The organism is Massilia sp. LjRoot122 (assembly GCF_964252725.1).
Classification (GTDB): domain Bacteria; phylum Pseudomonadota; class Gammaproteobacteria; order Burkholderiales; family Burkholderiaceae_D; genus Telluria.
Window position 1 is genome coordinate 2,666,142 of record NZ_CAXUPB020000001.1, and the last position, 20,453, is coordinate 2,686,594.

The window sequence follows — 20,453 nt, forward strand, 5'->3', positions numbered from 1 at the left end:
AACTTTGCCGGCGAAGAGAACGCCGGCCCGTGGCGCATCGATAACAGGGCCGCGCCGCATAGCGGCAGGGCCTGCGGCGGGAATTATAGGGAAGGGATGTGGCGGGTGGCGCGCGGCTGAAACGCGCGCCACATCGTCGTTTATTTGGCGCTGACGTTCACCATGCCCTTGAAGTCATACGGAATCACGACCGTTTGCACCTTGCCTTCGGCAATGCCTTCCGCGATCTTCATCTGGGCCTGGGCCTGCATGTAGCTGATCGCGCCCGCATTCGCATTCAGCGCCGCGATGCGCTCCGCTTCCTTCTTGGCGATCTGCACCTCGACTTCCTTGGTCTTCTCTTCGTTCTTGGCGCGCACCAGGTTGTCGGCGCTGGCCTTGACCGCGTCGCTCGGCACCATGCTGCCGACGCGTACCTGCGAGATCACGATGCCGTTGAGCTTTTCCTCGTTCAGGGTCGCGGCCATGATCTGCTGGATCTCCTGCTCGATCTGGGCGCGGTTGTCGTTCATGTTCAGCGCCTCGTACTTGCGCGCGGTCTTGTACACGGCATTGCGCGCGGTCTGGTAGATGTAGGAGTGCATCAGGTAGATGTCGCCGCTGTCGTCCACGTTGTGGAAGGAACGGCTTTTGTTGATGTACAGGTCGGATACCGACGAGGGCGTGATGTTGTAGATCACGCTGATGTCGAATTCCTTCATCGTCGAGTTGTCGGCGGCGAGCGGGGTCAGGTTCTGCACGTCGACGCTGACGTCCTTCACCGGGAAGGTGAGGATCTTGCCCACCAGGGTCTGGTTGAAGCTGCCAGCGACGCGCTCTTCCGGCTCGATGGTCTTGTCGAAGTTGACGCGCAGGCCCACTTCGCCGGTATCGACGATGGTGCAGCCGCTGGCAAGGACGCCGACGGCGGCTGCCATGGCGATGGCGATGACGAGTTTTTTCATTGTTCTCTCTTTCAGGTTTTCCCAGCCGGGAAAGATAGCAGCTTTCAGAGAGCAGAAATCCTCGGTTTCTCACCCCTGCAGGAAAGGCAGCGCGCGTGCCAGCAGCGCTTCCGGCGCTTCCTCCGGGATGTAGTGGCCGCAGGGCAGGGACTCGCCCTCGACCCGCGCCGCCACCTTGCGCCATTCACGCAGCGGATCGAAGCAGCGCTGCACCACGCCCTGTGCGCCCCACAGCGCCAGCAGGGGCGTGTCGACCAGGCGGCCGGCATCGCGCTCCAGACGGTCGTGCTCCAGGTCGATCCCGGCGGAGGCGCGGTAATCCTCGCAGATCCCATGGGCGGTGCCGGGCAGGGCGAGGCAGCGCGCGTACTCGGCCAGCGCACGCGGGTCGAAGGGCGCCAGGCCGGCGCTGCGGCGTCCCATCACGTCGCGCAGGTAGGCGGCGGGATCGGCCTCGATCAGGCGTTCCGGCAGCGGCGCCGGCTGGATCAGGAAGAACCAGTGCCAGTAGGCGCGCGCAAAGACCTCGGTCGTGCCTTCGTACATGGCCAGCGTCGGTGCGATGTCGAGCAGCACCGCGCGCTCGACCGCCTGCGGGTGGTCGGCCAGCAGGCGGTGCGCCACGCGCGCGCCGCGGTCGTGCGCCATCACGCGGAAACGCGCGAAGCCCAGGCTGTGCATGGCCGCCAGCATGTCGGCGGCCATGGTCCGTTTGCTGTAGTTGGCATGGTCCGGCGCGCCCGGCGGCTTGGACGAATCGCCGTAGCCGCGCAGGTCGAGCGCGACCACGGTGAAATGCCGCTGCAAGGTGGGCGTCACCTTATGCCAGATCGCGTGGGTCTGCGGGTGGCCGTGCAGCAGCAGCAGCGGCGGGCCGGCGCCGCCCATCACGCCGGCAATGGTGACGCCGTCGGCGCCCGCGGCGCGTACAGCTTGGAAACCGGGAAAGAGCTTCTCTTGCATAGGTGGGGTCCAGGACGATCGAGTCCAAAAGTGTAACAGCCCGCGCCGTGCATGCCTTACGCCAGCCTGACGCGGATCAGACTGTTGTAAATATGCTCAAATGCAAGTTTTACGAATTGACATCTTCTATCGTGCCCAGCAGTATCGATTGGCGCCCGCACCAGCCCCGGCGCGGAACAACAACAAGAGGAATTCACAGATGCAGAAACATGTTACGGAAAAGACGGTCCTTGCCCTGGCCATCGCCTCGCTGTTCTCCGGCGCGCATGCGCAGGACACCGTGTCGACCGACCCGGCAGCTTCCGCCACGGTCGTGGTCACCGGCACCCGCGTGGCCAACCGCACCGCGCTCGACACCGCCGCACCGGTCGACATCATCTCGGCCGAGACCATCAAGAACACCGGCAGCACCGAGATGAACCAGGCGCTGTCGATCGCGCTGCCCTCGCTGAACTTCCCGCGTCCGGCCATCACCGACGGCACCGATACCATCCGTCCCGCCACCCTGCGCGGCATGGCGCCTGACCAGACCCTGGTGCTGGTGAATTCCAAGCGCCGCCATGCGTCCTCGCTGGTCAACGTCAACGGCTCGATCGGCCGCGGCTCGGCGGCGGTGGACATGAACACCATCCCGACCGCGATCGTCAAAAGCGTCGAGGTGCTGCGCGACGGCGCCGCCGCCCAGTACGGGTCGGACGCCATCTCGGGCGTGGTCAACCTGCGCCTGCGGACCGACCGCACGGGCGGCGAGGCCAGCGTCACCTACGGCGCGCGCAAGACCGAATACGATCTGTGGAACGACGTCGCCCCCGCCGGCGCCACCTGGACCGCACCAGGCTCGCGCAAGCGCACCGACGGCCAGACCGGCACCGTCAGCCTGTGGAAGGGCCTGGCCCTGGGCGAAGCCGGCTACCTCACCGTCGCCGCCGAATACAAGAAGCAGGAGCGCACCGAGCGCAGCGGCTACGACATGCGCCAGCAGTACCCGCGCCTGGCCGGCGGCGCCTTCGATCCGCGCGAGCTGAGCATCGACCGCTTCAACGCCTGGTACGGCGAGCCGGAGATGGAACAGGTCACCCTGTTCGCGAATGCCGGCTACGACCTCGGCGGCGGCGTCAAGCTGTACGGCTGGGCAAGCGGCCAGAACCGCTTCGCGCGCTCGGGCGGCTTCTTCCGTCCGGCCCAGGATGCACGCAACATCCTGTCGATCTACCCGGACGGTTTCCTGCCGATCATCGCGCCGAGCGTCAACGACTTCTCGGCCACCGGCGGCGTCACCTGGACCGCGGGCAGCTGGGACATGGATGCTTCGCTCGGCTACGGCGTGAACCGCATGGCCTACGACATCGAGAACACCCTGAACCGCTCGATCGGCGCGAGCAGCAAGCGTGAGTTCTATGCCGGCGGCTATTCGTATGACCAGCTGGTGTTCAACGTGACCGGCGTGCGCTCGCTGGACATGGCGAACCTGTCCTCGCCGCTGAACCTCGCGGTAGGCATGGAAGCACGCCGCGAAGGCTACCAGCTGTTCGCGGGCGAGCCGGACTCCTGGCGCGCCGGCCCCGAGATCCTGCCGAGCGGCGTCCCGGCGGCGCCGGGCGCCCAGGTCTTCCCGGGCTTCCGTCCGACCAACGAGGTCGACGCCCACCGCAGCGCGATCGGCGCCTTCGTCGACCTGGAAGCGAACATCACGCCCCAGTTGCTGGCCTCGGTCGCGGTGCGCGGCGAGCACTATACGGACTTCGGCAACAGCCTGGCCGGCAAGCTCTCGGGCCGCTACGACTTCAGCAAGGCCTTCGCCCTGCGCGGCGCGATCCAGAACGGCTTCCGCGCGCCCTCGCCGCAGCAGCAGAACTTCACCGCCACCTCGACCAACTTCATCAACGGCGTGCCCTTCGAGATCACCACCTTCCGTCCGACCGACCGCGTGGCGGTGGCGCTCGGCGCCAAGCCGCTGGAAGCGGAGAAGTCGGTGAATGCCTCGCTGGGCGCGGTGATGCGCTTCGACCCCTTCAGCATCACGGTCGACGCCTACCGCATCGACATCGAGGACCGCATCATCCTGTCCGAGAACCTGACCCAGGCGAACGTCCGCAACTACATCATCTCGCAGGGCATCACCGGCGTCGGCGGCGGCCGCTTCTTCATCAACGGCGTCGATACCCGCACCCAGGGCGTGGACGTGGTGGTGAACTGGCCGCTGAAGACGGCGGGCGCCGGCAACTTCGACTTCACGCTGGCCGGCAACTTCACCGACACCAAGGTGACCAAGACGCCGGTGACGGCGCAGCTGGCGGCACTGAGCCCGGCGCCGGTGCTGTTCGACCGCCTGAACGTGCTGTCGCTGGAGAAGGGGCAGCCGGAGAACAAGATCAGCGCCAACGTGAACTGGAAGCTGGGCCAATGGGGCGCCACCTTCCGGGCCACCCGTTACGGCAAGACCCTGTCGCCAGGCACCACGGCGGCGCTGGACTTCTGGATGGGTGCGAAGACGCTGGTCGACCTCGAGGCCCGCTATGCCTTCACGCCGAAGCTGAGCCTGGCGCTGGGCGCGGACAACGTGTTCGACCAGTATCCGGAGACCCTGCCGCCGGTGCTGAACAGCACGGGTAATACGCCGTTCGCGAACTACGCGCCATTCGGCCGCGGCGGCCGTTACCTCTATGCCCGCATGAACTACGGGTTCTAAAAGGACCGGGAATACGTAGGGTGGTCGGCTGTGCCGACCGCGCGTCCAAACATCGATTGAATAGCTGCGCGGCTATTCCAGGTGTGCCTGAACGCGCGGACGGCGAAGCCGTCCACCCTACATTTCATTTGACGACGGCGCCGGCACCGGCGCTGAGCAGCCAGCCGGTCATCAAGAGGAACAGCATCCACAGCGCGAACAGCTTCGACAGGCGGCGGATGTCGGCCGCGTTCTCGAACAGGGTCGGACGGCTGTAGGCCACGCCGGCAAAATAGGCGCCGAACACGGTCGCCATGTAGTGGACGGCGCCGAACATCTCGCCCAGCTCGCCCTTGCGCGGGTGATCGAACAGGGCGTGCGACAGGGCGACCAGCACCAGGTAGGGCACCGAGGCCGACAGCGGCGGCAGGTAGAGGCCCAGCGATTCGACCCAGCTTCCTACGGCCGGCTTGAAGCGCGCCACGATCGGCAGGATCAGGTTGTGGGTGATGCCGGCGATGAAGATCAGCTTCAGCAGCACGTTCTTGTGCAGGCTGCCCTCGCCGACGGCGAGGTTGTGGAGATTGGTCTCGCCCTGGCGGTTATTCTGCAGGAAGAAATCGGAGGACTGGACGTCGAGGATGCGCTGGAACCAGCTGATCTCTTCCAGGGCTGCGAGGGCGCACAGGAGGCTCAGTCCACCCAGCGCGAGCAATTCCAGCACGCCGCGGTCGCTGCGCTTCAGGCGTTCCGAGAACGCGAAGGCGAGCAGGCCGGCAATCGCGCTGAAGCAGAGGAACTGCATCCATTCGACGATCCCGTCCTCGACCAGCAGGCGGTTCAGCTTGGCCGGCTCGCCCGACCAGGCGACGGCGAGCAGCAGCACGAAGACATTGATGACAATCCCGGTGGCGATTGCGGGATGGAGAAACCACTTCTTGTTTGCCACAGACTACTCCTTGATGGGTGAAAACGATTCGACTGCCTGCGCGCGGCCCGACGGCAGGGCGCGCAGGGCGGCAGCGCCGAGAGAAACGAGGGACCAGCCCCACAGCAGCGGGTCGAGCAGGGCGTCCCACAGGTTCCCGCTGGGCAGGCGCGCGAGCGAGAACAGCAGCAGCGCGCCGAGCATGGCGCAGGCCTGGGTCCTGCCCCGGCCGCGCACGGCGGCCAGCGCACAGCCAGCCGCCAGCAGCACCGCGCACAGGGCCGCACCGGGACCGAAGCCGGCGTAATAATAACCGCCGGCGAGCAGGCCGAAGGCGTCGAGGTAGAGCAGCGTGCCGGTCACGGCCAGCAGCGCGGCCAGCGGCAGAGGCAGGACGCGGGCCGTGCCGCCGGCACTGCGCCAGCGCCCTGCCAGCGCGGCGACGCAAAGACCCGTCAACAGGCCGCTTGGGTACTGGAAAGCCAGGCCCAGGTGCCAAGCCGGCGACAACGATCCCGGCAGCGCCGTCAGGGCAAGGCAGGCCGCGGCCAGGCCGGCCAGCGCGCGGCGCGGCAGGCGCCAGGGCCAGACGCTGGCCAGCAGCGCGGCCAGCACCAGCGCCCAGGCCAGTCGGGCGTAGACGAATTGCGACAGGAGCTCGGGCAGGGCCATCAGATGCTCTCCCCGAAGCTGATCCGGAAGCGGTGATGTGCGATCGCCCGGCGCTGGTAGGTATAGGTGACGTGCAGCTCGTTGCCGACCTGCTGCATGGTCGGGTACGAGAATTCGTCGCCCGCTTCGCCGCTGGCGACGTCGGCCGCGGTGCGCCAGGTATGGCCGTCCTTCGACAGCGACAGTCGCAGCAGGCTGCGCGAGGAACCGCCCGCGCGGATGTGGTTGTGCAGCATCAGGAAGTCGCCGTTCGCCAAACGCAGCGCGGCCATCGAGGTATTTTCGTTGTTCAGTTCCAGCGGCGGCAGGTCTTCCCAGCTGGCGCCGCCGTCGTGGCTGCGCGCATGCTGGACACGCCGCTCGTCGCTGGCGTCGCGCATCCAGGCCCGAACTTCAAGCTTCGATACCGGCACGATCGCCGGCTGCAGGGTGGTGGTGCGCGCGCCGATCCGTCCCAGTCCGGTCGGCTCGCCGTCGGCATCGAAAGCCATCATCATCGGGTACTTGATGCCGATCTCGAAATACACCGGCAGCCACCAGCCGCCGTCGACCAGGCCGACCGCATTGGTGCGCACCAGCACACTGGTATTGAACAGCGGCGACATCGGCAGCACGCGCTTCATCTCGAAGGACTTGCCTTCGTCGGCGGACACCATGTGGGCGACGCGCGAGGCCGCCCATCCACCCAGGCCGGTGGCGACCACGTACAGGTGGATGCGCCCGTCGCGGCCGGTCCAGGCGACCGGGTTGCCGATGCGGCGCACGCCGTAGCCGAGTGCCTTGCCGAGGGAATCACGGCTGGCGACTTCCCAGGGCGCACCCCATTTGCCATCCTGCCATCGGGCAGCATAGACCTTGACGTCCGGGCCGCTCTCGCGGCTGCCGGCCCACCAGAAGCTCAGCATGCGGTCGCCCGGCAGGGTCGCCATCGCGCTGGCGTGCGCCGAGGGCGTATTCTGCGGCATCGGGATGAGGGAACGCGACAGTTCGGACAGGGTCGCACGTCCCGGCAGGACGGTCTGCACCGTGGAGGGGGCGGCGGCGGCACGCGCGCTGCGGGTCCAGCGTGCCGCTTCGGCGGCGGCGATGGCCAGCACCACGGCGAGACAGGCGAGGGCGGTGCGGCTGCGCGCTGTCGTGCGCGCTGGCGGGGAAAGCTCCATAAACTCCCTGCGAGCCGGGCTGGGCCGGTCCGCGACTCTGTTGGTAATGACAATGAACTGCCGGGCTTAGCGGCAAAGGCGCTATCCTACAGGAAAGGCCTGCGGATGACACTGCCTCGGCGCGTTCCGGCGGCGCCTGCGCCACACTCCGGTCGAGCGGGAAGTCGGTTCACGGCACCGGAAAGCGGCTTCGTCGCAGCCGGCTTGCCTACATGGCATTGCCTGGAGAGAATGCTGGCCATCCTGATGACATTCGAAACGAGACAGCATGACAAGCCTGACCCATCCCGGCGCCGCCGCCGTCTCCTCCCCGGCAGCGTCCTTCCTCCCGAGGCTCCTGCGCGACCTGCGCATGGCCCTCGCCATCGGGGTCGTCGCGGCGGTGATGATCACCCTGGTGGTCGGCCGGCCGGAGACCCTCTACGAGCAGCTCCTCTACTCCTGCCTCATCGCCGTTCTGGGCTTTGCGATCGTTGACTCGGCGCGCCTGCTGTTCTGGCCTGAGCCGAGCGGCAAACGCCGTCAGTGGCTGGCGCTGACTGGCGTATCGGCCCTGGCCGCGCCGATCGCTCACTTCACCGGTGCGCAAGTCGTCGGCCGGCTGCTCGACCACAACCCGCCGGGTCTGGCGGATTACCCGACGCTGCCGCGCCTGAGCATGGTCGCTCTGACTTTCCTGGTCTTGTGCGCAGGAACGCTGCTGGCCGTGCACCGCGAGGGATTGCGGCGCGCCGAACAGGAGCATCACGCGGCGCGCCTGCGCGCCGAAACCATCGAGCGCCAGGCCTTGCAGGCCCAGCTGCGCCTGCTGCAGGCCCAGATCGAGCCGCACATGCTGTTCAATACCCTGGCCAACTTGCAGGGGCTGATCTCGCTCGATCCGGAGCGCGCCAACACCATGCTCGACCACCTGATCCAGTATCTGCGCGCCACGCTCGGGGCCTCGCGCTCGGAAAGCACGACACTGGGGGAAGAATTTGCCGCGATGGAAGCCTACCTCGGCCTGATGGGCGTGCGCATGGCCGAGCGCCTGGCCTACCACCTCGACCTGCCGCCCGAACTTCAGCAGGTGCGCCTGCCGCCAATGCTGCTCCAGCCCCTGGTCGAGAATGCCATCGTGCACGGCCTCGAGCCGAAGATCGATGGCGGCACCGTCCGGATCTCGGCGCGCGCCCACGATGGGCTGCTCACGATCGAGGTTGCCGACACCGGCCTGGGCCTGGACGGGGCCCGGGCGGGCCGCGCCGGCGGCGGGGTCGGCGTCAGCACCACCCGCGAGCGCCTGCGCGTGCTGTACGGCGAGCTTGCCTCCGTCATGCTGCATCCGGCACAGCCGCATGGCACCCTTGTCCGTTTGACCTTACCCCTGGAGACCGCATGAGCATCCGTGCCCTGATTGCAGAAGACGAACCGATCCTGGCGGCGACCCTCGCCCGCCTGCTTGCCAAGCTGTGGCCCGAGCTCGACATCGTCGGCACCGCGCCGAACGGGGTGGCCGCCGTCGAGCAGGCGCTGCAGCTGAAACCCGAGGTGCTGTTCATGGACATCAAGATGCCCGGCCAGACCGGTATCGAAGCTGCCGAGGAACTGGCCGAGCGCTGGGAAGGTCCCGCGCCTTTCCCGCATGTGGTGTTCGTGACGGCCTACGACGACTACGCGGTGCAGGCCTTCGAGCAGGCGGCCGCCGACTACGTGCTCAAGCCGGTGAACGAGACGCGCCTGGCCCGCACCGTCGAACGCCTGCAGGGGCTGCTCGCCAAAGGAAAAGATGAGGACGCCAGCGATCCGCTGGCCCAGCTGGTCGGCCGGCTGCAGGCCCTGGTGCCGGCCACGGCGAGGCCCGAACGCCTTGACTTCGTGCGCGCCGCAGTCGGGAACATGGTGCGCATGATTCCGGTGTCGGAGGTGGTGTTCTTCCAGGCCACCGACAAGTACGTCAACGTGGCCACCAGCGAACACGAATCCCTGATCCGGGTGCCGCTCAAGGAATTGCTGCCGCAGCTGGACCCGGTACAGTTCAGGCAGATCAACCGCAGCATGGTGGTGAACATGTCCTGCGTCGCCAGCGCCGGGCGCGACACGATGGGCAAGGTGATGCTCACCCTGCGCGAGCGTCCGGAGCAGCCGCGCGTCAGCCCGGTGTACGCCCACCTGTTCCGGCAGATGTAAGGCATTTTTTTGGCTTAGGGCAGGCCGGCGCCGCGGGCGCGGCCGCCGCGCACCAGCCGCAGCACGGTCCCCGCCAGCAGGTGGGCCGCGAAGGAGCAGGCCGCGATCACGGAGGCAATCAGCACCGGCAGCACGGCGCCGAAGGTGAAGGTCAAGCCGAGCGCGAAACCGAGCACAAACTCGGCGCGCCAGGCGTGCACGAACAGGGCCGCGGCGAAGGCGCCGAAGAAAATCCAGGTGACGGCGGGATGGCCCAGCGTGAAGGCCAGCGCCAGCGCCGCTCCCCACAGCAGTGCGATCGCGAAACGCGCCTGCGCGAGGGAGCGGAAGCGCTCGCGGCTGCCGGTCTGCACCAGGGTCGCGGCGCGGCGCTGGATGCGCCCCACCAGGAACCAGACCAGCAGCGGCACCACCAGCAGGCCCCACCAGTTGGAGATCGCGGGCAGCTCGGGATTGTTCAGCAGGTGGTGGGCCGGCACGCCGCCGTGGGTGTATTCCCACCCGAGGTGGCAGACCTCGAGGGCGAAGGCCGATATGGCGAGGATGAGGCGGGATTGCAGGTCAGGGCGGGCAAACATGGCGCGGATCCTTTGCGGTAGATCGGCTGTAAATATGAAGCCGGGTCGGCCATCTTATCAAGCTTGCCGCTTTTGCCACAATGCGCTTTGGGTAGAGTGTGGTTTGCCCGACTCAATCCAGCAAGGACAGGGCGTCCGCGGTGCTGGCGACCACGGCGTACTCTGCGGCGAGGTTGGCCAGCGACATCGCATGCACCTCGTCCGCGCTGCGCTGCGTGCCCGCATGGTCGCGCTGCGCGAAGCAGAAGCAGGCGTCGGCGGCAAGGGTCACGCTGAAGCCGAGGTTGCCGGCACTGCGCACGCTGCACTCGACCGAGATGTTGGTGCTGACCCCGGCCACCACCAGGCGCTCGATGCCGCGTACCCGCAGCCAGCGTTCCAGTCCGGAGTGGATGAAGGCGTCCGGCACGTTCTTCTCGACCACATGCTCGCCGGGACACGGCGCGAAGGCCGGCTGGAACATGGCGCCGGGCTGACCTGGCGCGAAACCCGACCCGGGCGAGCGCGACATGTGGCGTACGTGGACCACCGGGGCGCCGCGCCCGCGCCAGGCTTCCAGCAGCGCGCCGATGTTGGCCTCCGCCCGAGGGTTGTTGCGTGCCCCCGCCGAGGGGCTGGCCATGCATTGCTGCATGTCGATGAGGATCAGGGCAGGGAGCTCGTGTCGCATGGGCTGGACAGGGATTGTCGAAACCACCATGCTAACGCAGGCGATGCGCTTTGGTACACTAAGGCCTTTGATAATCTGAAGGCCTAGATGATGGCGCAAACGCCGGAGCTTCGCGCACGCGCTCTGCAATCCCTGCTCGACACCGACCCCGCCCTGAAGACCGCCGGTGTGGCCGCGATGGTGGCCGCCCACCTGGCCGGCGACTGGACTGTCGACACCGACGCAGCGCTGGAGGCGCCGGAAGGCATTCCCGGCCGTCCCGCCAAACCCGAGCTGGTGTCGCCGCGCCTGGTCGGGCGGCGCTCGATGGCGACCGTAGAAGGCCGCGCCATGCTGGTGCACGCGCTGGCGCACATCGAGTTCAACGCCGTCAACCTGGCCCTCGACGCCCTGTGGCGCTTCCCCGGCATGCCGAAGGATTACTACACCGACTGGCTGCGCGTGGCGGGCGAGGAGGCGCTGCACTTCAACATGCTGAGCGCCCACCTGGCCACCCTGGGCTACGCCTATGGCGACTTCCCGGGCCATGACAGCCTGTGGGAGATGGTCGCGAAGACCCGCGGCGACGTTCTGGCGCGCATGGCCCTGGTGCCGCGTACGCTCGAAGCGCGCGGGCTCGATGCGATCCCGCCGCTGCGCGCCAAACTGGCCCAGGCCGGTGACCAGGAGGCGGCCGCCATCCTCGACGTGCTGCTGCGCGACGAGGTGGGCCACGTGGAGATCGGCAACCGCTGGTACCTGCACCTGTGCGCCCTGCGCGGGCTGGAGCCGGTGGCGACCTACGCCGAGCTGACCGTTCGCTACAAGGCGCCCGTGTTGAAAGGTCCCTTCAACATCGAGGCGCGGCGCCAGGCCGGCTTCAGCGAAGCGGAGCTGGCGCGTTTTTCGTGATGGACACATCTGCGCTGCAGGGCTTCCTGCTGACCCGGCACTGGCGCGATCTTGATGCCGGCACCGAAGTCGAATTCTGGATCGCCACCGATGAGGGGCCGCGCTGCGTGCGCCTGGCGCCGCAGCTGCCGGTCGCCTTCCTGCCGCTCGAGCAGCGCGCCGCGGCAGAGCTGGTGCTGCATAGCGAAAAAAAAGGCTGGGAGCTGAAGGAGCTGTCCCTGTGCGACTTCCAGCACCGGCCCGTGCTCGGCCTGTACTGCCGCCAGTACCGCCAGCTGCTGCGCCTGGAGAAGCGCCTGCGCGAGTTCGGCGTCGACGTCTACGAAGCCGACGTGCGCCCGCCGGAACGCTACCTGATGGAGCGCTTCATCACGGCGCCGGTAGTGGTGCAGGGTAGTCCCGACGCTCAGGACCCGCGCCTGATCCTCGACGCCCAGCTGAAGCCGGACGGCGACTACCGCCCGCAACTGCGCCTGGTCTCGCTCGACATCGAGACCAACCAGCACGGCGAACTGTACTGCATCGGACTGGAGGGCTGCGGCCAGCGCCAGGTCTACATGCTGGGCGAGCCGAACGGCGCCGAACGCGCACTGGACTTCCAGCTCGACTACTGCGCGAGCCGCGCCGAACTGCTCGACCGCCTGGAAGAATGGATCGAACGGCACGACCCTGACGCCATCATCGGCTGGAACGTGATCCAGTTCGACCTGCGCATGCTGGTGCAGGCGGCCGAGCGCCGTGGCCGCCCGCTGCGCCTGGGCCGCGACGGCAGCGCCATCGAGACCCGCGAGCACGGCCGCTCGGAGCACTTCTTCGTATCGATCGCGGGACGCCTTGTCATCGACGGCATCGAGGCCCTGCGTTCGGCCACCTACAGCTTTTCCTCCTTTAGCCTGGAGTCGGTGTCGCAGGCCCTGCTGGGCGAAGGCAAGGCGATCGACAATCCCTACAGCCGGATGGACGAGATCAACCGCATGTTCGCCGAGGACAAGCCGGCCCTGGCCTTCTACAACCTGAAGGACTGCGAACTCGTCACCCGCATCTTCGAGAAGACGGAGCTGATCCGCTTCCTGCTGGAGCGCGCCAGCGTCACCGGGCTGGCGGTGGACCGCATGGGCGGCTCGGTGGCGGCCTTCGAGCACCGCTACATGCCGCTGATGCACCGCCAGGGCTTCGTCGCGCCGAACATCGGCGACGTCGCAGCAGGCGACAGTCCCGGCGGCTTCGTGATGGATTCGCGCTCCGGCCTCTACGACTCGGTGGTAGTGCTCGACTATAAAAGCCTGTATCCCTCGATCATCCGCACCTTCCTGATCGACCCGGTCGGCATGGTCGCCGGCCTGGCCGAACCCGAGGACGACACCGTCCCGGGCTTTCGCGGGGGGCGCTTCTCGCGCACGCGCCACTGCCTGCCCGGCATCGTGCGCCAGGTGTGGGAAGGCCGCGAGCAGGCCAAGCGCGAGCGCAATGCGCCGCTGTCGCAGTCGCTGAAGATCATCATGAACGCCTTCTACGGCGTGCTGGGCACCACCGCCTGCCGCTTCTTCGACCCGCGCCTGGCGTCCTCGATCACGATGCGCGGCCACGAGATCATGCACCGCACCCGCGCCCTGATCGAGGCCCAGGGCTACCAGGTGATCTACGGCGACACCGACTCGACCTTCGTGTGGCTCGGCGGGGCGCACGGCCAGGAGGAGGCGGAGCGCATCGGGCACGCCCTGGTCGAGCGGGTCAATGGCTGGTGGCGCGAGCACCTGCGCGAGGACTACGGGCTGGAATCGAGCCTGGAACTGGAATTCGATACCCATTACGCGCGCTTCCTGATGCCCACGGTGCGCGGCTCGGACGAAGGCAGCAAGAAGCGCTACGCCGGCCTGGTGGTCGATGCGGACGGCAAGGAGGACGTGGTCTACAAGGGGCTGGAGACGGTGCGCACCGACTGGTCGCCGCTGGCGCAGCAGTTCCAGCAGGAACTCTACCTGCGCGTCTTCAGGCGCGAACCCTACGAGGCCTGGGTGGCCGACTACGTGGCGCGCACGCTGCGCGGGGAACTGGACGAACTGCTGGTCTACCGCAAGCGCCTGCGCCGTCCGCTCGACGAGTACGAGCGCAACGTGCCGCCGCACGTGCGGGCGGCGCGCATGGCCGACACCTTCCACACCGGCCAGGGACGGCCGGCGCAATACCGCAGGGGAGGCTGGATTCGTTACGTGATGACGACCGCGGGGCCGGAGCCGCTGGAACTGCGGCGGGCGCCGATCGACTACGAACACTATCTGACGAAGCAGCTGGAGCCGATTGCGGATGCGATCCTGCCTTTTGTCGGCGACAGCTTCGCGCGGCTGACCAGTCCGCAGGGCGCGCTGTTCTAGTGTAGTTATATAGCTGCGTCGGATCGCCGGGAACTGTAAGCGTATACGCCTTACGGCGAAGCCTGAATGCAGAGTTGTCTCGACGCGGGAGCCATGTCAAGTGCCTCACCCGCTGCCAAATAGGCGCATCTTATATTCATCGCTCTGAAGCTCGAGTCTCTCACTCTCACCTGTCCCAGGAAAACGAACACTAGTCAGCTAGCAGCTTATCTAACTTCCATCATCCGCACGTCGTTAATTGCGGTTGGAAAGCTTCCGAAGGCGCCGAGTGTGATAATCAGCGCGTTTTTGGAGTTGATTCTATGAAATAATCCTAAGTTGACGAGATGAGGCCTCTATGCGGCGTTCAGTGTTCTCCTCAATAAGAAAACAGATCGATTTCTATCAAAAGTCTAAAGCGATGTCTAAAAAAAATGGTCCGCATGCACTTGCTTCTTCGACCTCCGGTTTGCAAAAAAGATTCGAGCAGGTCATCAAGCGAAACGATCTCAGTGATGACCTGCGTGGCATCCATTTGCTTTTCACGCCGCTGCTTATAGTTGCTCTCGGTGCGTCATGCGTCATTGGCTGGAAAGCTAATGCCATCGGCCCTGTACTGCTCTGGGTTTTCGCCTCGTTTTGCGCTGGCGGGACAGCTGGCTTCTTGTTTGGAATACCGAAGTCTGCCAATACCCTGAAAATCGAAGGGTCTACGCCGGCGGCTGAAACTGCCGCGGGTACCACATTGCAGGAGCAGACAACAAGTTCCTCAGCCGGACAGCTTGCTCAACGCGCGCGTCCAAATACCAATTTGGAAGAGGTTTCGGACTGGCTGACCAAAATCCTTGTCGGTCTTACGCTCGTTAATCTAAAGGAACTGAAGGCCGAAATAACGGGCATCAGTGTGAATGCGGCTGCGGCGGTCCGTACAAATCCGACCGATACTGAGATATCAATAGCAACGGCGCTGATTGTTGGTTTTTCTCTATTAGGTTTTCTTACAATGTACCTCTACATGCGCTTGTTCATTCAGGGTGCGATGGTACGTTCCGATGATCAATTAGGTCGCTATAGGAGCGCTGTTGCTCGAGCCGAGAGGATTGGCCAGCATGAGGCAGAGGCGAACGTAGGCACAGATGCCGCACCCGCTGTTGTCCCATCGTCGGCGAGTTTGAATGCGGCCCAAGAGGTCGCGGATGCGGCCCCGCTAAATCGGCCTGAGATCGTGCTTCAACCATTACATAAGCTGGCTGGCGAGTACGAGGCCATTAGGAGAGCTGAACTTTTCTCTCCGGAGCGCACAAGAAAGATGACTGAAGTTGTTCAACGCATGCGACCGCACGCGATCGCCGCAGCATGTTATATCAACGAACTAATTCAAAGTACATCACCGGGTGACCATCTCGCAGCAACCGTCATCCTGCAAATGAAATACATGCCTGAACACTTGGAATGGCTGGCGCAGCGTTTGGTAGAGGAACGAGCGTTTATAGGTTACCAAGCCGCTAGCGCATTGTTTGCCCGGGCCCGCGTGGCCGGCATCACCGAATGTAGAGCGATTCAGGCTGCGGTGTTGCGGGCGAAAGAAATGCGTGCAAGCCGAGGATTGGCTGAGAGCCAGCTCGACAAACTCGTTGACAAAATTCTTGAGCCGGCTTGAGGTCGTGGCAGGATCAAGAAGTTGCGCCCATTTGCTACTGTTCTTTAATCCTAAATAGAGTAACACTACAACAGTGCGCATTTTCCTCTCGTCAACAACTTACGATTTATACGATGTTCGTGCGTTTGTGATACACGAGCTTGAGAAGGACGGGCATGAAGTCGTGTACCACGAAAATGCGACATTTCCCGTGCACTTCGGGCATTCGCATGACGAATGCTTAGAGGCCGTAAAGAAGTGCGACGTCGTAGTGTGCATCGTGGATCGACGCTATGGCGGTCGCTACAAGGGCATTGGAGCACCGTACATAACGAATCAGACCATCGAAATTCGTCAGCATGATGAAAGCGGCCGGGTATTGAACAAGGAAATCACGATCCCGGTGGAACAGCTCAGCATAAGTTGGTGTGAACTTATTACTGCTTTCGAGCATAAGATGCCCGTAATGACTTTTGCTCGAAAGCGTATGCTTGATGAGAAAGAAACCAGGCGGCGCAATCAGAATGTGACTGATTTTCTCCCTGCATACGTCGAGAACAATCGCGTCTTCGATTTTGTCGACTGGATTACGAAGCAACAGCGTAGTAACTGGGTTGCCGCCTTTGATAGCATCGTCGACTTGCGGTCTATGCTCTTACGCTGGAGTGCAGCAGTAAAAAATGAATTCGTCGTGAATCGAGAAGCGAAGGACGACGTTCACAGTCGGGCTTCGCATATTGCGATCCTGGTAGAAGGCGAATTGGATCGCAAGTTCGTTCGCGGCCTCGTGCAAAAGCTCAATTTGCCCAATTTTTTCGCCATCTCTACAGGTGGCGGCTCCACGCTTGTGCACGCGTTGCGTGCAATGATAGAGCCTCAGCACGACCAAGCCTACGACAAATTAATTGTTCTCGCAGATGCTGATCTAATCGGCCGCTTTTCTCTTTTGCAAGAGCGGCTGAAGTCGGAGAGCAAGGTACATCTTGTTTTCGCGAGTCCAGCATTGGAAGCGTGGATGACTGCAGGCCTAGATCCGGCCTTCTACACTGCCAACAACGGAAGAATATCTCGCAAGGAGTTCGATCAGCGATTCGGCAAAAAAGCTCGGCTAGAATTGGACAGTTTAATTGCCAACTACGATATCGAGGTGGCAAGAAAGCTTGTCCCCGAATTTGACAGATTCATCACTTTGATATCAGGCGATGAAAACGGTGTGTAAAATTTGGGAAACGCCATATGTTCGTTTGGAATATTGATCAGTAGCGAAGATGCTACGTAGAGATACGCTCAATTTTCCACAAACAAAATCACGATATCAACATAGGCGTGCCGGCACAGCTGTGTTCCACGTCGCCCTCGAACTGATAAATTTAGCTTTGGGGCACATCAATGCAGTATGAGTCGCGGTCGTTCAGTTTCCACGCATGGCGGCTAATGTCTGCAGAGGCGCATGGCTCGCCGAAGCATTAATTTGTTCAGCAGAGCCCGCTTAGTTTCTGTAGAAAAATGATGTTTCGAATCGCGTGGCCGGCTGTGCCGGCCACGCGATCCTAGCTCACTCGTCCTCGTGGAAGGCTTCTTCGCGCTTCTTGCGCAGCGAGGGCAGCAGCACGATGCCCAGCGCGATCGCCGCCATCGCCAGCATGGTGGCGCTGATCGGGCTGCGTACGAAGACCATCGGGTCGCTGTGCGAGAGCAGCAGCGCGCGGCGCAGGTATTCCTCCATCATCGGGCCGATGATGTAGCCGAGCAGCATCGGCGCCGGTTCGGCGCCCAGCTTGGCGCAGATGTAGCCGAACAGGCCGAACAGAGCCATCAGCCAGATGTCGAACTCGTTGTTGTTCAGGCTGAACACGCCGATCGCGCAGAACATCAGGATCGCCGGATACAGGCGGTGGTAAGGCACCAGGATCATCTTGACCCACAGGCCGATCATCGGCAGGTTCAGCACCACCAGGAACAGGTTACCGAACCACATCGAGACGATCAGGCCCCAGAACAGCGCCGGCTGCTCGGTCATGACGGCCGGTCCCGGCTGGATGCCCTGGATGATCATCGCGCCGATCATCAGCGCCATCACCGGGTTCGACGGAATGCCGAGGGTGAGCATCGGGATGAAGGAGGTCTGGGCACCGGCATTGTTGGCCGATTCCGGCGCCGCCACGCCCTCGATCGCGCCCTTGCCGAAATTCTTCGCGTTGGGCGAGATCTTCTTCTCGATCGAATAGGACGCGAACGATGCCAGCATGGCGCCGCCGCCGGGCAGGATGCCCAGCGCCGAGCCCAGGAAGGTGCCGCGCAGGACCGGCGCGATGATGCGCTTGAGGTCGTCCTTGGTCAGCATCAGGCCCGAGACCTTCTTCATCAAGAGGTTGCGGTCCTCGCCGTGCTCGAGGTTGCGGATGATTTCGCCGATACCGAACATGCCCATCGCGACGATCACGAAGTTGATGCCGTCGGCCAGTTCGGGGACGTCGAAGGTGTAGCGCTGGGCGCCCGAGTTGACGTCGGTGCCGATCAGGCCGAGCAGCAGGCCGAGCAGGACCATGCCGATCGCGTTGAGCAGGGAGCCGCTCGCCAGCACCACCGAGGCGACCAGGCCTAGCACCATCAGCGAGAAGTATTCGGCCGGGCCGAACTTCAGCGCCAGGTCGGCCAGCGGCGGGGCGAACAGGGCCAGCAGGATGGTGGCCACGGTGCCGGCGAAGAAGGAGGACAGGGCCGCGGTGGCCAGCGCCTTGCCGGCCTCGCCCCTGCGCGCCATCTGGTAGCCGTCCAGCGCGGTGACGACCGAGGACGATTCGCCCGGCAGGTTGACCAGGATCGCGGTGGTCGAGCCGCCGTACTGGGCACCGTAGTAGATACCCGACAGCATGATGAGCGCCGAGACCGGCGGCAGGCCGAAGGTGGCCGGCAGCAGCATCGCGATGGTGGCGATCGGGCCGAGGCCGGGCAGCACGCCGACGGCGGTGCCGACGAACACGCCGACCAGACAGTAGAACAGGTTGGTGAGGGTGAAGGCCGTTTCCAGGCCCAGTCCCAGGTTGGCAAAGATTTCCATGTCTTACATTCCTCCCAGCCAAGGGCCGATGATCGGCATCGGCAGGCCGAGCAGTTTGACGAAGAGCAGCACGGCGAACAGCGCCAGGCCGACGGCGAGCAGCAGGGAGCTGCCGAGCTTGAACTGCTTGCTGGCGAAGGAGCTCAGCAACACCAGTACGAAGGCGGCGACCGGCAGGCCGGCGCCGCGCATCAGGATGCCGAACAGGATCACCGCGCCGAGGATGATGGCGATGTCCTTGATGTGGAAGGTGCCGATCGCGTCATGGGCTTCGGACCTGGTGCCGATGAAGGAGCGGATGATGCCGCCCAGGCCGACGAGGGCCAGCAGGCCGCCGAGGACGGTGGGGAAATAGCCCGGTCCCATGCGGCCGGCGCTGCCCATCTCGTTGTCACCGATGAGGTAGATGGCGGCAAGGCCGAAGCATAGGAAGATGAGGCCGATCCAGAAATTCTTCGGATGGCGGACGATGGAAGTCACTGCGAACCCCTTAGTTGCTTGTTTTGCTTGTTGTTGTCAGGTGTTGAAAAGGCTGCGCGTGCCCGAAAGCCGCGCAGCCCTCCGCATCGCTGCTGCGGATCAGTCGGCGTACTGGCCGGCCTTGGTGATGATCGGACCCCAGCGGTCGATTTCCGCTTTCACGTGAGCGCGCAGGGCTTCCGGACGGGCACGGTTATCCGCGACCGGTTCGGTGCCGAGGTCGGCAAAGCGCTGCTTCACGGTCGGGTCCTTGAGCGCCGTGCGCAGGGCGTTCGACAGGGTGTCGATGACCGGCTTCGGGGTGCCCTTAGGCGCATACATGCCGTGCCACACCGCCACCTCGAAGCCCGGCAGGCCGGCTTCGTTCATGGTCGGGACGTTCGGCATCGACGCCAGGCGCTCCTTGGTGGTCACGCCGTAGACCTTGACCTTGCCGCTCTTGATCTGGCTGGTCGTATTGGTGGTCTGGTCGCACATCAGGTCGACCTGGCCGCCCAGCATGTCGTTCATGGCCGGACCGGTACCCTTGTAAGGCACCGTGGTCAGGTCGACGCCGATGGCGGTCTGGAACAGCATGCCGCACAGGTGCGAGGCCGAGCCCAGGCCGGCGTTGGCATAGGTGACCTTGGTCTTGTTGGCCTTCACGTAGGCCAGCAGTTCCTTGAAGTCCTTGGCCGGGAAGTCCTTCTTGGCGATCAGGGTCATCGGCACGTCGGTGACCAGGCCGATCGGCTCGAAGCTGTCGATCGCGTTGTAGCTCAGCTTGCGATACAGCGCCGGCGCGGTCGAGTGGCCGATGTGGTGCATGAAGATCGTGTAGCCGTCAGGCGCGGCCTTGGCCACGCGCGCCGCACCGATGGTACCGCCGGCGCCGCCGACGTTCTCGATGATGATCTGCTGCTTCAGGGTATTGCCCATCGACTGGGCCACCAGGCGCGCCACGGTGTCGGTCGGTCCGCCGGCGGCGAAGGGCACGATCATCGTGATGGTCTTGGTTGGATAGTTCTGGGCTGAAGCGCCGAAGGCCGCGAAGGCCAGGGCAATGGCTGCGGTGGAGCGCAGGAATGTCGTTTTCATGGGTGTCTTCCTCTAACCTCGGTTTTTATCTCGGTTTATCAGTATGGCGACGCAAAAACGCTCCATGACAGCCACGATGCAGGACACGACAGAGCCAGCCAGCGTGCATGGAGTGCGTGCATACGCAGGACTGGTTGTACCAGCAAATAGATAGATTTGCAACTACGTGGAAACCCGTATGGCGAGAGGGAAAAGTAGC

17 protein-coding genes are annotated in these 20,453 nt (G+C 64.4%); 7 read left to right on the top strand and 10 right to left on the bottom strand.

Annotated elements, in window-relative coordinates; genetic code table 11:
* Positions 1-140: 140 nt before the first annotated feature.
* On the bottom strand, positions 141-944 hold the full coding sequence (locus ACSQ25_RS11600) for an SPFH domain-containing protein (protein WP_436105839.1): 804 nt from the start codon (positions 942-944) through the stop codon (positions 141-143).
* A 69-nt stretch (positions 945-1,013) separates the two neighbouring features.
* On the bottom strand, positions 1,014-1,907 hold the full coding sequence (locus ACSQ25_RS11605; protein WP_436105840.1) for an alpha/beta fold hydrolase: 894 nt from the start codon (positions 1,905-1,907) through the stop codon (positions 1,014-1,016).
* Positions 1,908-2,106: 199 nt separating this feature from the next.
* On the opposite strand from ACSQ25_RS11605, the gene ACSQ25_RS11610 reads away from it, so the two are divergent.
* The gene (locus ACSQ25_RS11610; protein ID WP_436105841.1) at positions 2,107-4,596 is read left to right on the top strand and encodes a TonB-dependent receptor plug domain-containing protein; all 2,490 of its coding nucleotides are present in this window, start codon (positions 2,107-2,109) and stop codon (positions 4,594-4,596) included.
* A 124-nt stretch (positions 4,597-4,720) separates the two neighbouring features.
* Here ACSQ25_RS11610 and ACSQ25_RS11615 read toward each other — a convergent pair whose 3' ends face one another.
* Genes ACSQ25_RS11615 through ACSQ25_RS11625 form a run of 3 tightly spaced genes read right to left on the bottom strand, consistent with a single transcriptional unit; the run spans position 4,721 to position 7,338 of the window.
* On the bottom strand, positions 4,721-5,524 hold the full coding sequence (locus tag ACSQ25_RS11615; RefSeq protein ID WP_436105842.1) for a hypothetical protein: 804 nt from the start codon (positions 5,522-5,524) through the stop codon (positions 4,721-4,723).
* 3 nt (positions 5,525-5,527) lie between these two features.
* Positions 5,528-6,175, bottom strand: coding sequence for a hypothetical protein (locus ACSQ25_RS11620; RefSeq protein WP_436105843.1), 648 nt, complete (start codon positions 6,173-6,175; stop codon positions 5,528-5,530).
* Positions 6,175-7,338, bottom strand: coding sequence for an exo-alpha-sialidase (locus ACSQ25_RS11625; RefSeq protein ID WP_436105844.1), 1,164 nt, complete (start codon positions 7,336-7,338; stop codon positions 6,175-6,177). Before ACSQ25_RS11625 ends, ACSQ25_RS11620 begins: the two co-directional genes overlap by 1 nt.
* A gap of 268 nt (positions 7,339-7,606) precedes the next feature.
* Between ACSQ25_RS11625 and ACSQ25_RS11630 the strand changes: the two genes are divergently transcribed.
* Together ACSQ25_RS11630 and ACSQ25_RS11635 are read left to right on the top strand one after the other, a co-directional pair.
* A complete protein-coding gene (locus tag ACSQ25_RS11630) occupies positions 7,607-8,719 on the top strand; it encodes a sensor histidine kinase (RefSeq protein WP_436105845.1) in 1,113 nt (370 codons plus the stop codon).
* Positions 8,716-9,507 (top strand): LytR/AlgR family response regulator transcription factor, encoded by a 792-nt coding sequence (locus ACSQ25_RS11635; RefSeq protein WP_436105846.1) that lies wholly within the window; start codon positions 8,716-8,718, stop codon positions 9,505-9,507. Before ACSQ25_RS11630 ends, ACSQ25_RS11635 begins: the two co-directional genes overlap by 4 nt.
* A 14-nt stretch (positions 9,508-9,521) precedes the next feature.
* Here ACSQ25_RS11635 and ACSQ25_RS11640 read toward each other — a convergent pair whose 3' ends face one another.
* Positions 9,522-10,085 carry a hypothetical protein gene (locus tag ACSQ25_RS11640; RefSeq protein WP_436105847.1) on the bottom strand — a complete coding sequence of 188 codons (564 nt, stop codon included), beginning with the start codon at positions 10,083-10,085 and terminating at the stop codon, positions 9,522-9,524.
* Between the two features lie 112 nt (positions 10,086-10,197).
* The gene (locus ACSQ25_RS11645) at positions 10,198-10,755 is read right to left on the bottom strand and encodes a cysteine hydrolase family protein (RefSeq protein WP_436105848.1); all 558 of its coding nucleotides are present in this window, start codon (positions 10,753-10,755) and stop codon (positions 10,198-10,200) included.
* Between the two features lie 90 nt (positions 10,756-10,845).
* Between ACSQ25_RS11645 and ACSQ25_RS11650 the strand changes: the two genes are divergently transcribed.
* From ACSQ25_RS11650 to ACSQ25_RS11665, 4 genes are all read left to right on the top strand, one after another.
* On the top strand, positions 10,846-11,646 hold the full coding sequence (locus ACSQ25_RS11650) for a ferritin-like domain-containing protein (protein WP_436108061.1): 801 nt from the start codon (positions 10,846-10,848) through the stop codon (positions 11,644-11,646).
* Complete coding sequence (locus ACSQ25_RS11655; protein WP_436108062.1) at positions 11,646-14,018, top strand: DNA polymerase II; 2,373 nt, start codon at positions 11,646-11,648, stop codon at positions 14,016-14,018. The genes ACSQ25_RS11650 and ACSQ25_RS11655 overlap by 1 nt, the downstream gene beginning before the upstream one ends.
* Positions 14,019-14,355: 337 nt before the next feature.
* The gene (locus tag ACSQ25_RS11660) at positions 14,356-15,657 is read left to right on the top strand and encodes a hypothetical protein (protein ID WP_436105849.1); all 1,302 of its coding nucleotides are present in this window, start codon (positions 14,356-14,358) and stop codon (positions 15,655-15,657) included.
* A 73-nt stretch (positions 15,658-15,730) separates the two neighbouring features.
* The gene (locus tag ACSQ25_RS11665; protein WP_436105850.1) at positions 15,731-16,855 is read left to right on the top strand and encodes a DUF4062 domain-containing protein; all 1,125 of its coding nucleotides are present in this window, start codon (positions 15,731-15,733) and stop codon (positions 16,853-16,855) included.
* A 336-nt stretch (positions 16,856-17,191) separates the two neighbouring features.
* On the opposite strand, the gene ACSQ25_RS11670 is transcribed toward ACSQ25_RS11665, so the two are convergent.
* The 3 genes from ACSQ25_RS11670 to ACSQ25_RS11680 form a co-directional block, all read right to left on the bottom strand.
* The gene (locus ACSQ25_RS11670; protein ID WP_436105851.1) at positions 17,192-18,697 is read right to left on the bottom strand and encodes a tripartite tricarboxylate transporter permease; all 1,506 of its coding nucleotides are present in this window, start codon (positions 18,695-18,697) and stop codon (positions 17,192-17,194) included.
* Between the two features lie 3 nt (positions 18,698-18,700).
* On the bottom strand, positions 18,701-19,177 hold the full coding sequence (locus ACSQ25_RS11675) for a tripartite tricarboxylate transporter TctB family protein (protein ID WP_436105852.1): 477 nt from the start codon (positions 19,175-19,177) through the stop codon (positions 18,701-18,703).
* Positions 19,178-19,276: 99 nt separating this feature from the next.
* Complete coding sequence (locus ACSQ25_RS11680; protein ID WP_436105853.1) at positions 19,277-20,254, bottom strand: tripartite tricarboxylate transporter substrate binding protein BugD; 978 nt, start codon at positions 20,252-20,254, stop codon at positions 19,277-19,279.
* Between the last annotated feature and the right edge of the window lie 199 nt (positions 20,255-20,453).

Coding starts and splice junctions, on each gene's coding strand:
- ACSQ25_RS11680 (WP_436105853.1), bottom strand. CDS start 20,254: ATGAAAACGACATTCCTGCGCTCCACCGCAGCCATTGCCCTGGCCTTC.
- ACSQ25_RS11630 (WP_436105845.1), top strand. CDS start 7,607: ATGACAAGCCTGACCCATCCCGGCGCCGCCGCCGTCTCCTCCCCGGCA.
- ACSQ25_RS11620 (WP_436105843.1), bottom strand. CDS start 6,175: ATGGCCCTGCCCGAGCTCCTGTCGCAATTCGTCTACGCCCGACTGGCC.
- ACSQ25_RS11660 (WP_436105849.1), top strand. CDS start 14,356: ATGCGGCGTTCAGTGTTCTCCTCAATAAGAAAACAGATCGATTTCTAT.
- ACSQ25_RS11645 (WP_436105848.1), bottom strand. CDS start 10,755: ATGCGACACGAGCTCCCTGCCCTGATCCTCATCGACATGCAGCAATGC.
- ACSQ25_RS11655 (WP_436108062.1), top strand. CDS start 11,646: ATGGACACATCTGCGCTGCAGGGCTTCCTGCTGACCCGGCACTGGCGC.
- ACSQ25_RS11610 (WP_436105841.1), top strand. CDS start 2,107: ATGCAGAAACATGTTACGGAAAAGACGGTCCTTGCCCTGGCCATCGCC.
- ACSQ25_RS11670 (WP_436105851.1), bottom strand. CDS start 18,697: ATGGAAATCTTTGCCAACCTGGGACTGGGCCTGGAAACGGCCTTCACC.
- ACSQ25_RS11635 (WP_436105846.1), top strand. CDS start 8,716: ATGAGCATCCGTGCCCTGATTGCAGAAGACGAACCGATCCTGGCGGCG.
- ACSQ25_RS11605 (WP_436105840.1), bottom strand. CDS start 1,907: ATGCAAGAGAAGCTCTTTCCCGGTTTCCAAGCTGTACGCGCCGCGGGC.
- ACSQ25_RS11625 (WP_436105844.1), bottom strand. CDS start 7,338: ATGGAGCTTTCCCCGCCAGCGCGCACGACAGCGCGCAGCCGCACCGCC.
- ACSQ25_RS11640 (WP_436105847.1), bottom strand. CDS start 10,085: ATGTTTGCCCGCCCTGACCTGCAATCCCGCCTCATCCTCGCCATATCG.
- ACSQ25_RS11600 (WP_436105839.1), bottom strand. CDS start 944: ATGAAAAAACTCGTCATCGCCATCGCCATGGCAGCCGCCGTCGGCGTC.
- ACSQ25_RS11650 (WP_436108061.1), top strand. CDS start 10,846: ATGGCGCAAACGCCGGAGCTTCGCGCACGCGCTCTGCAATCCCTGCTC.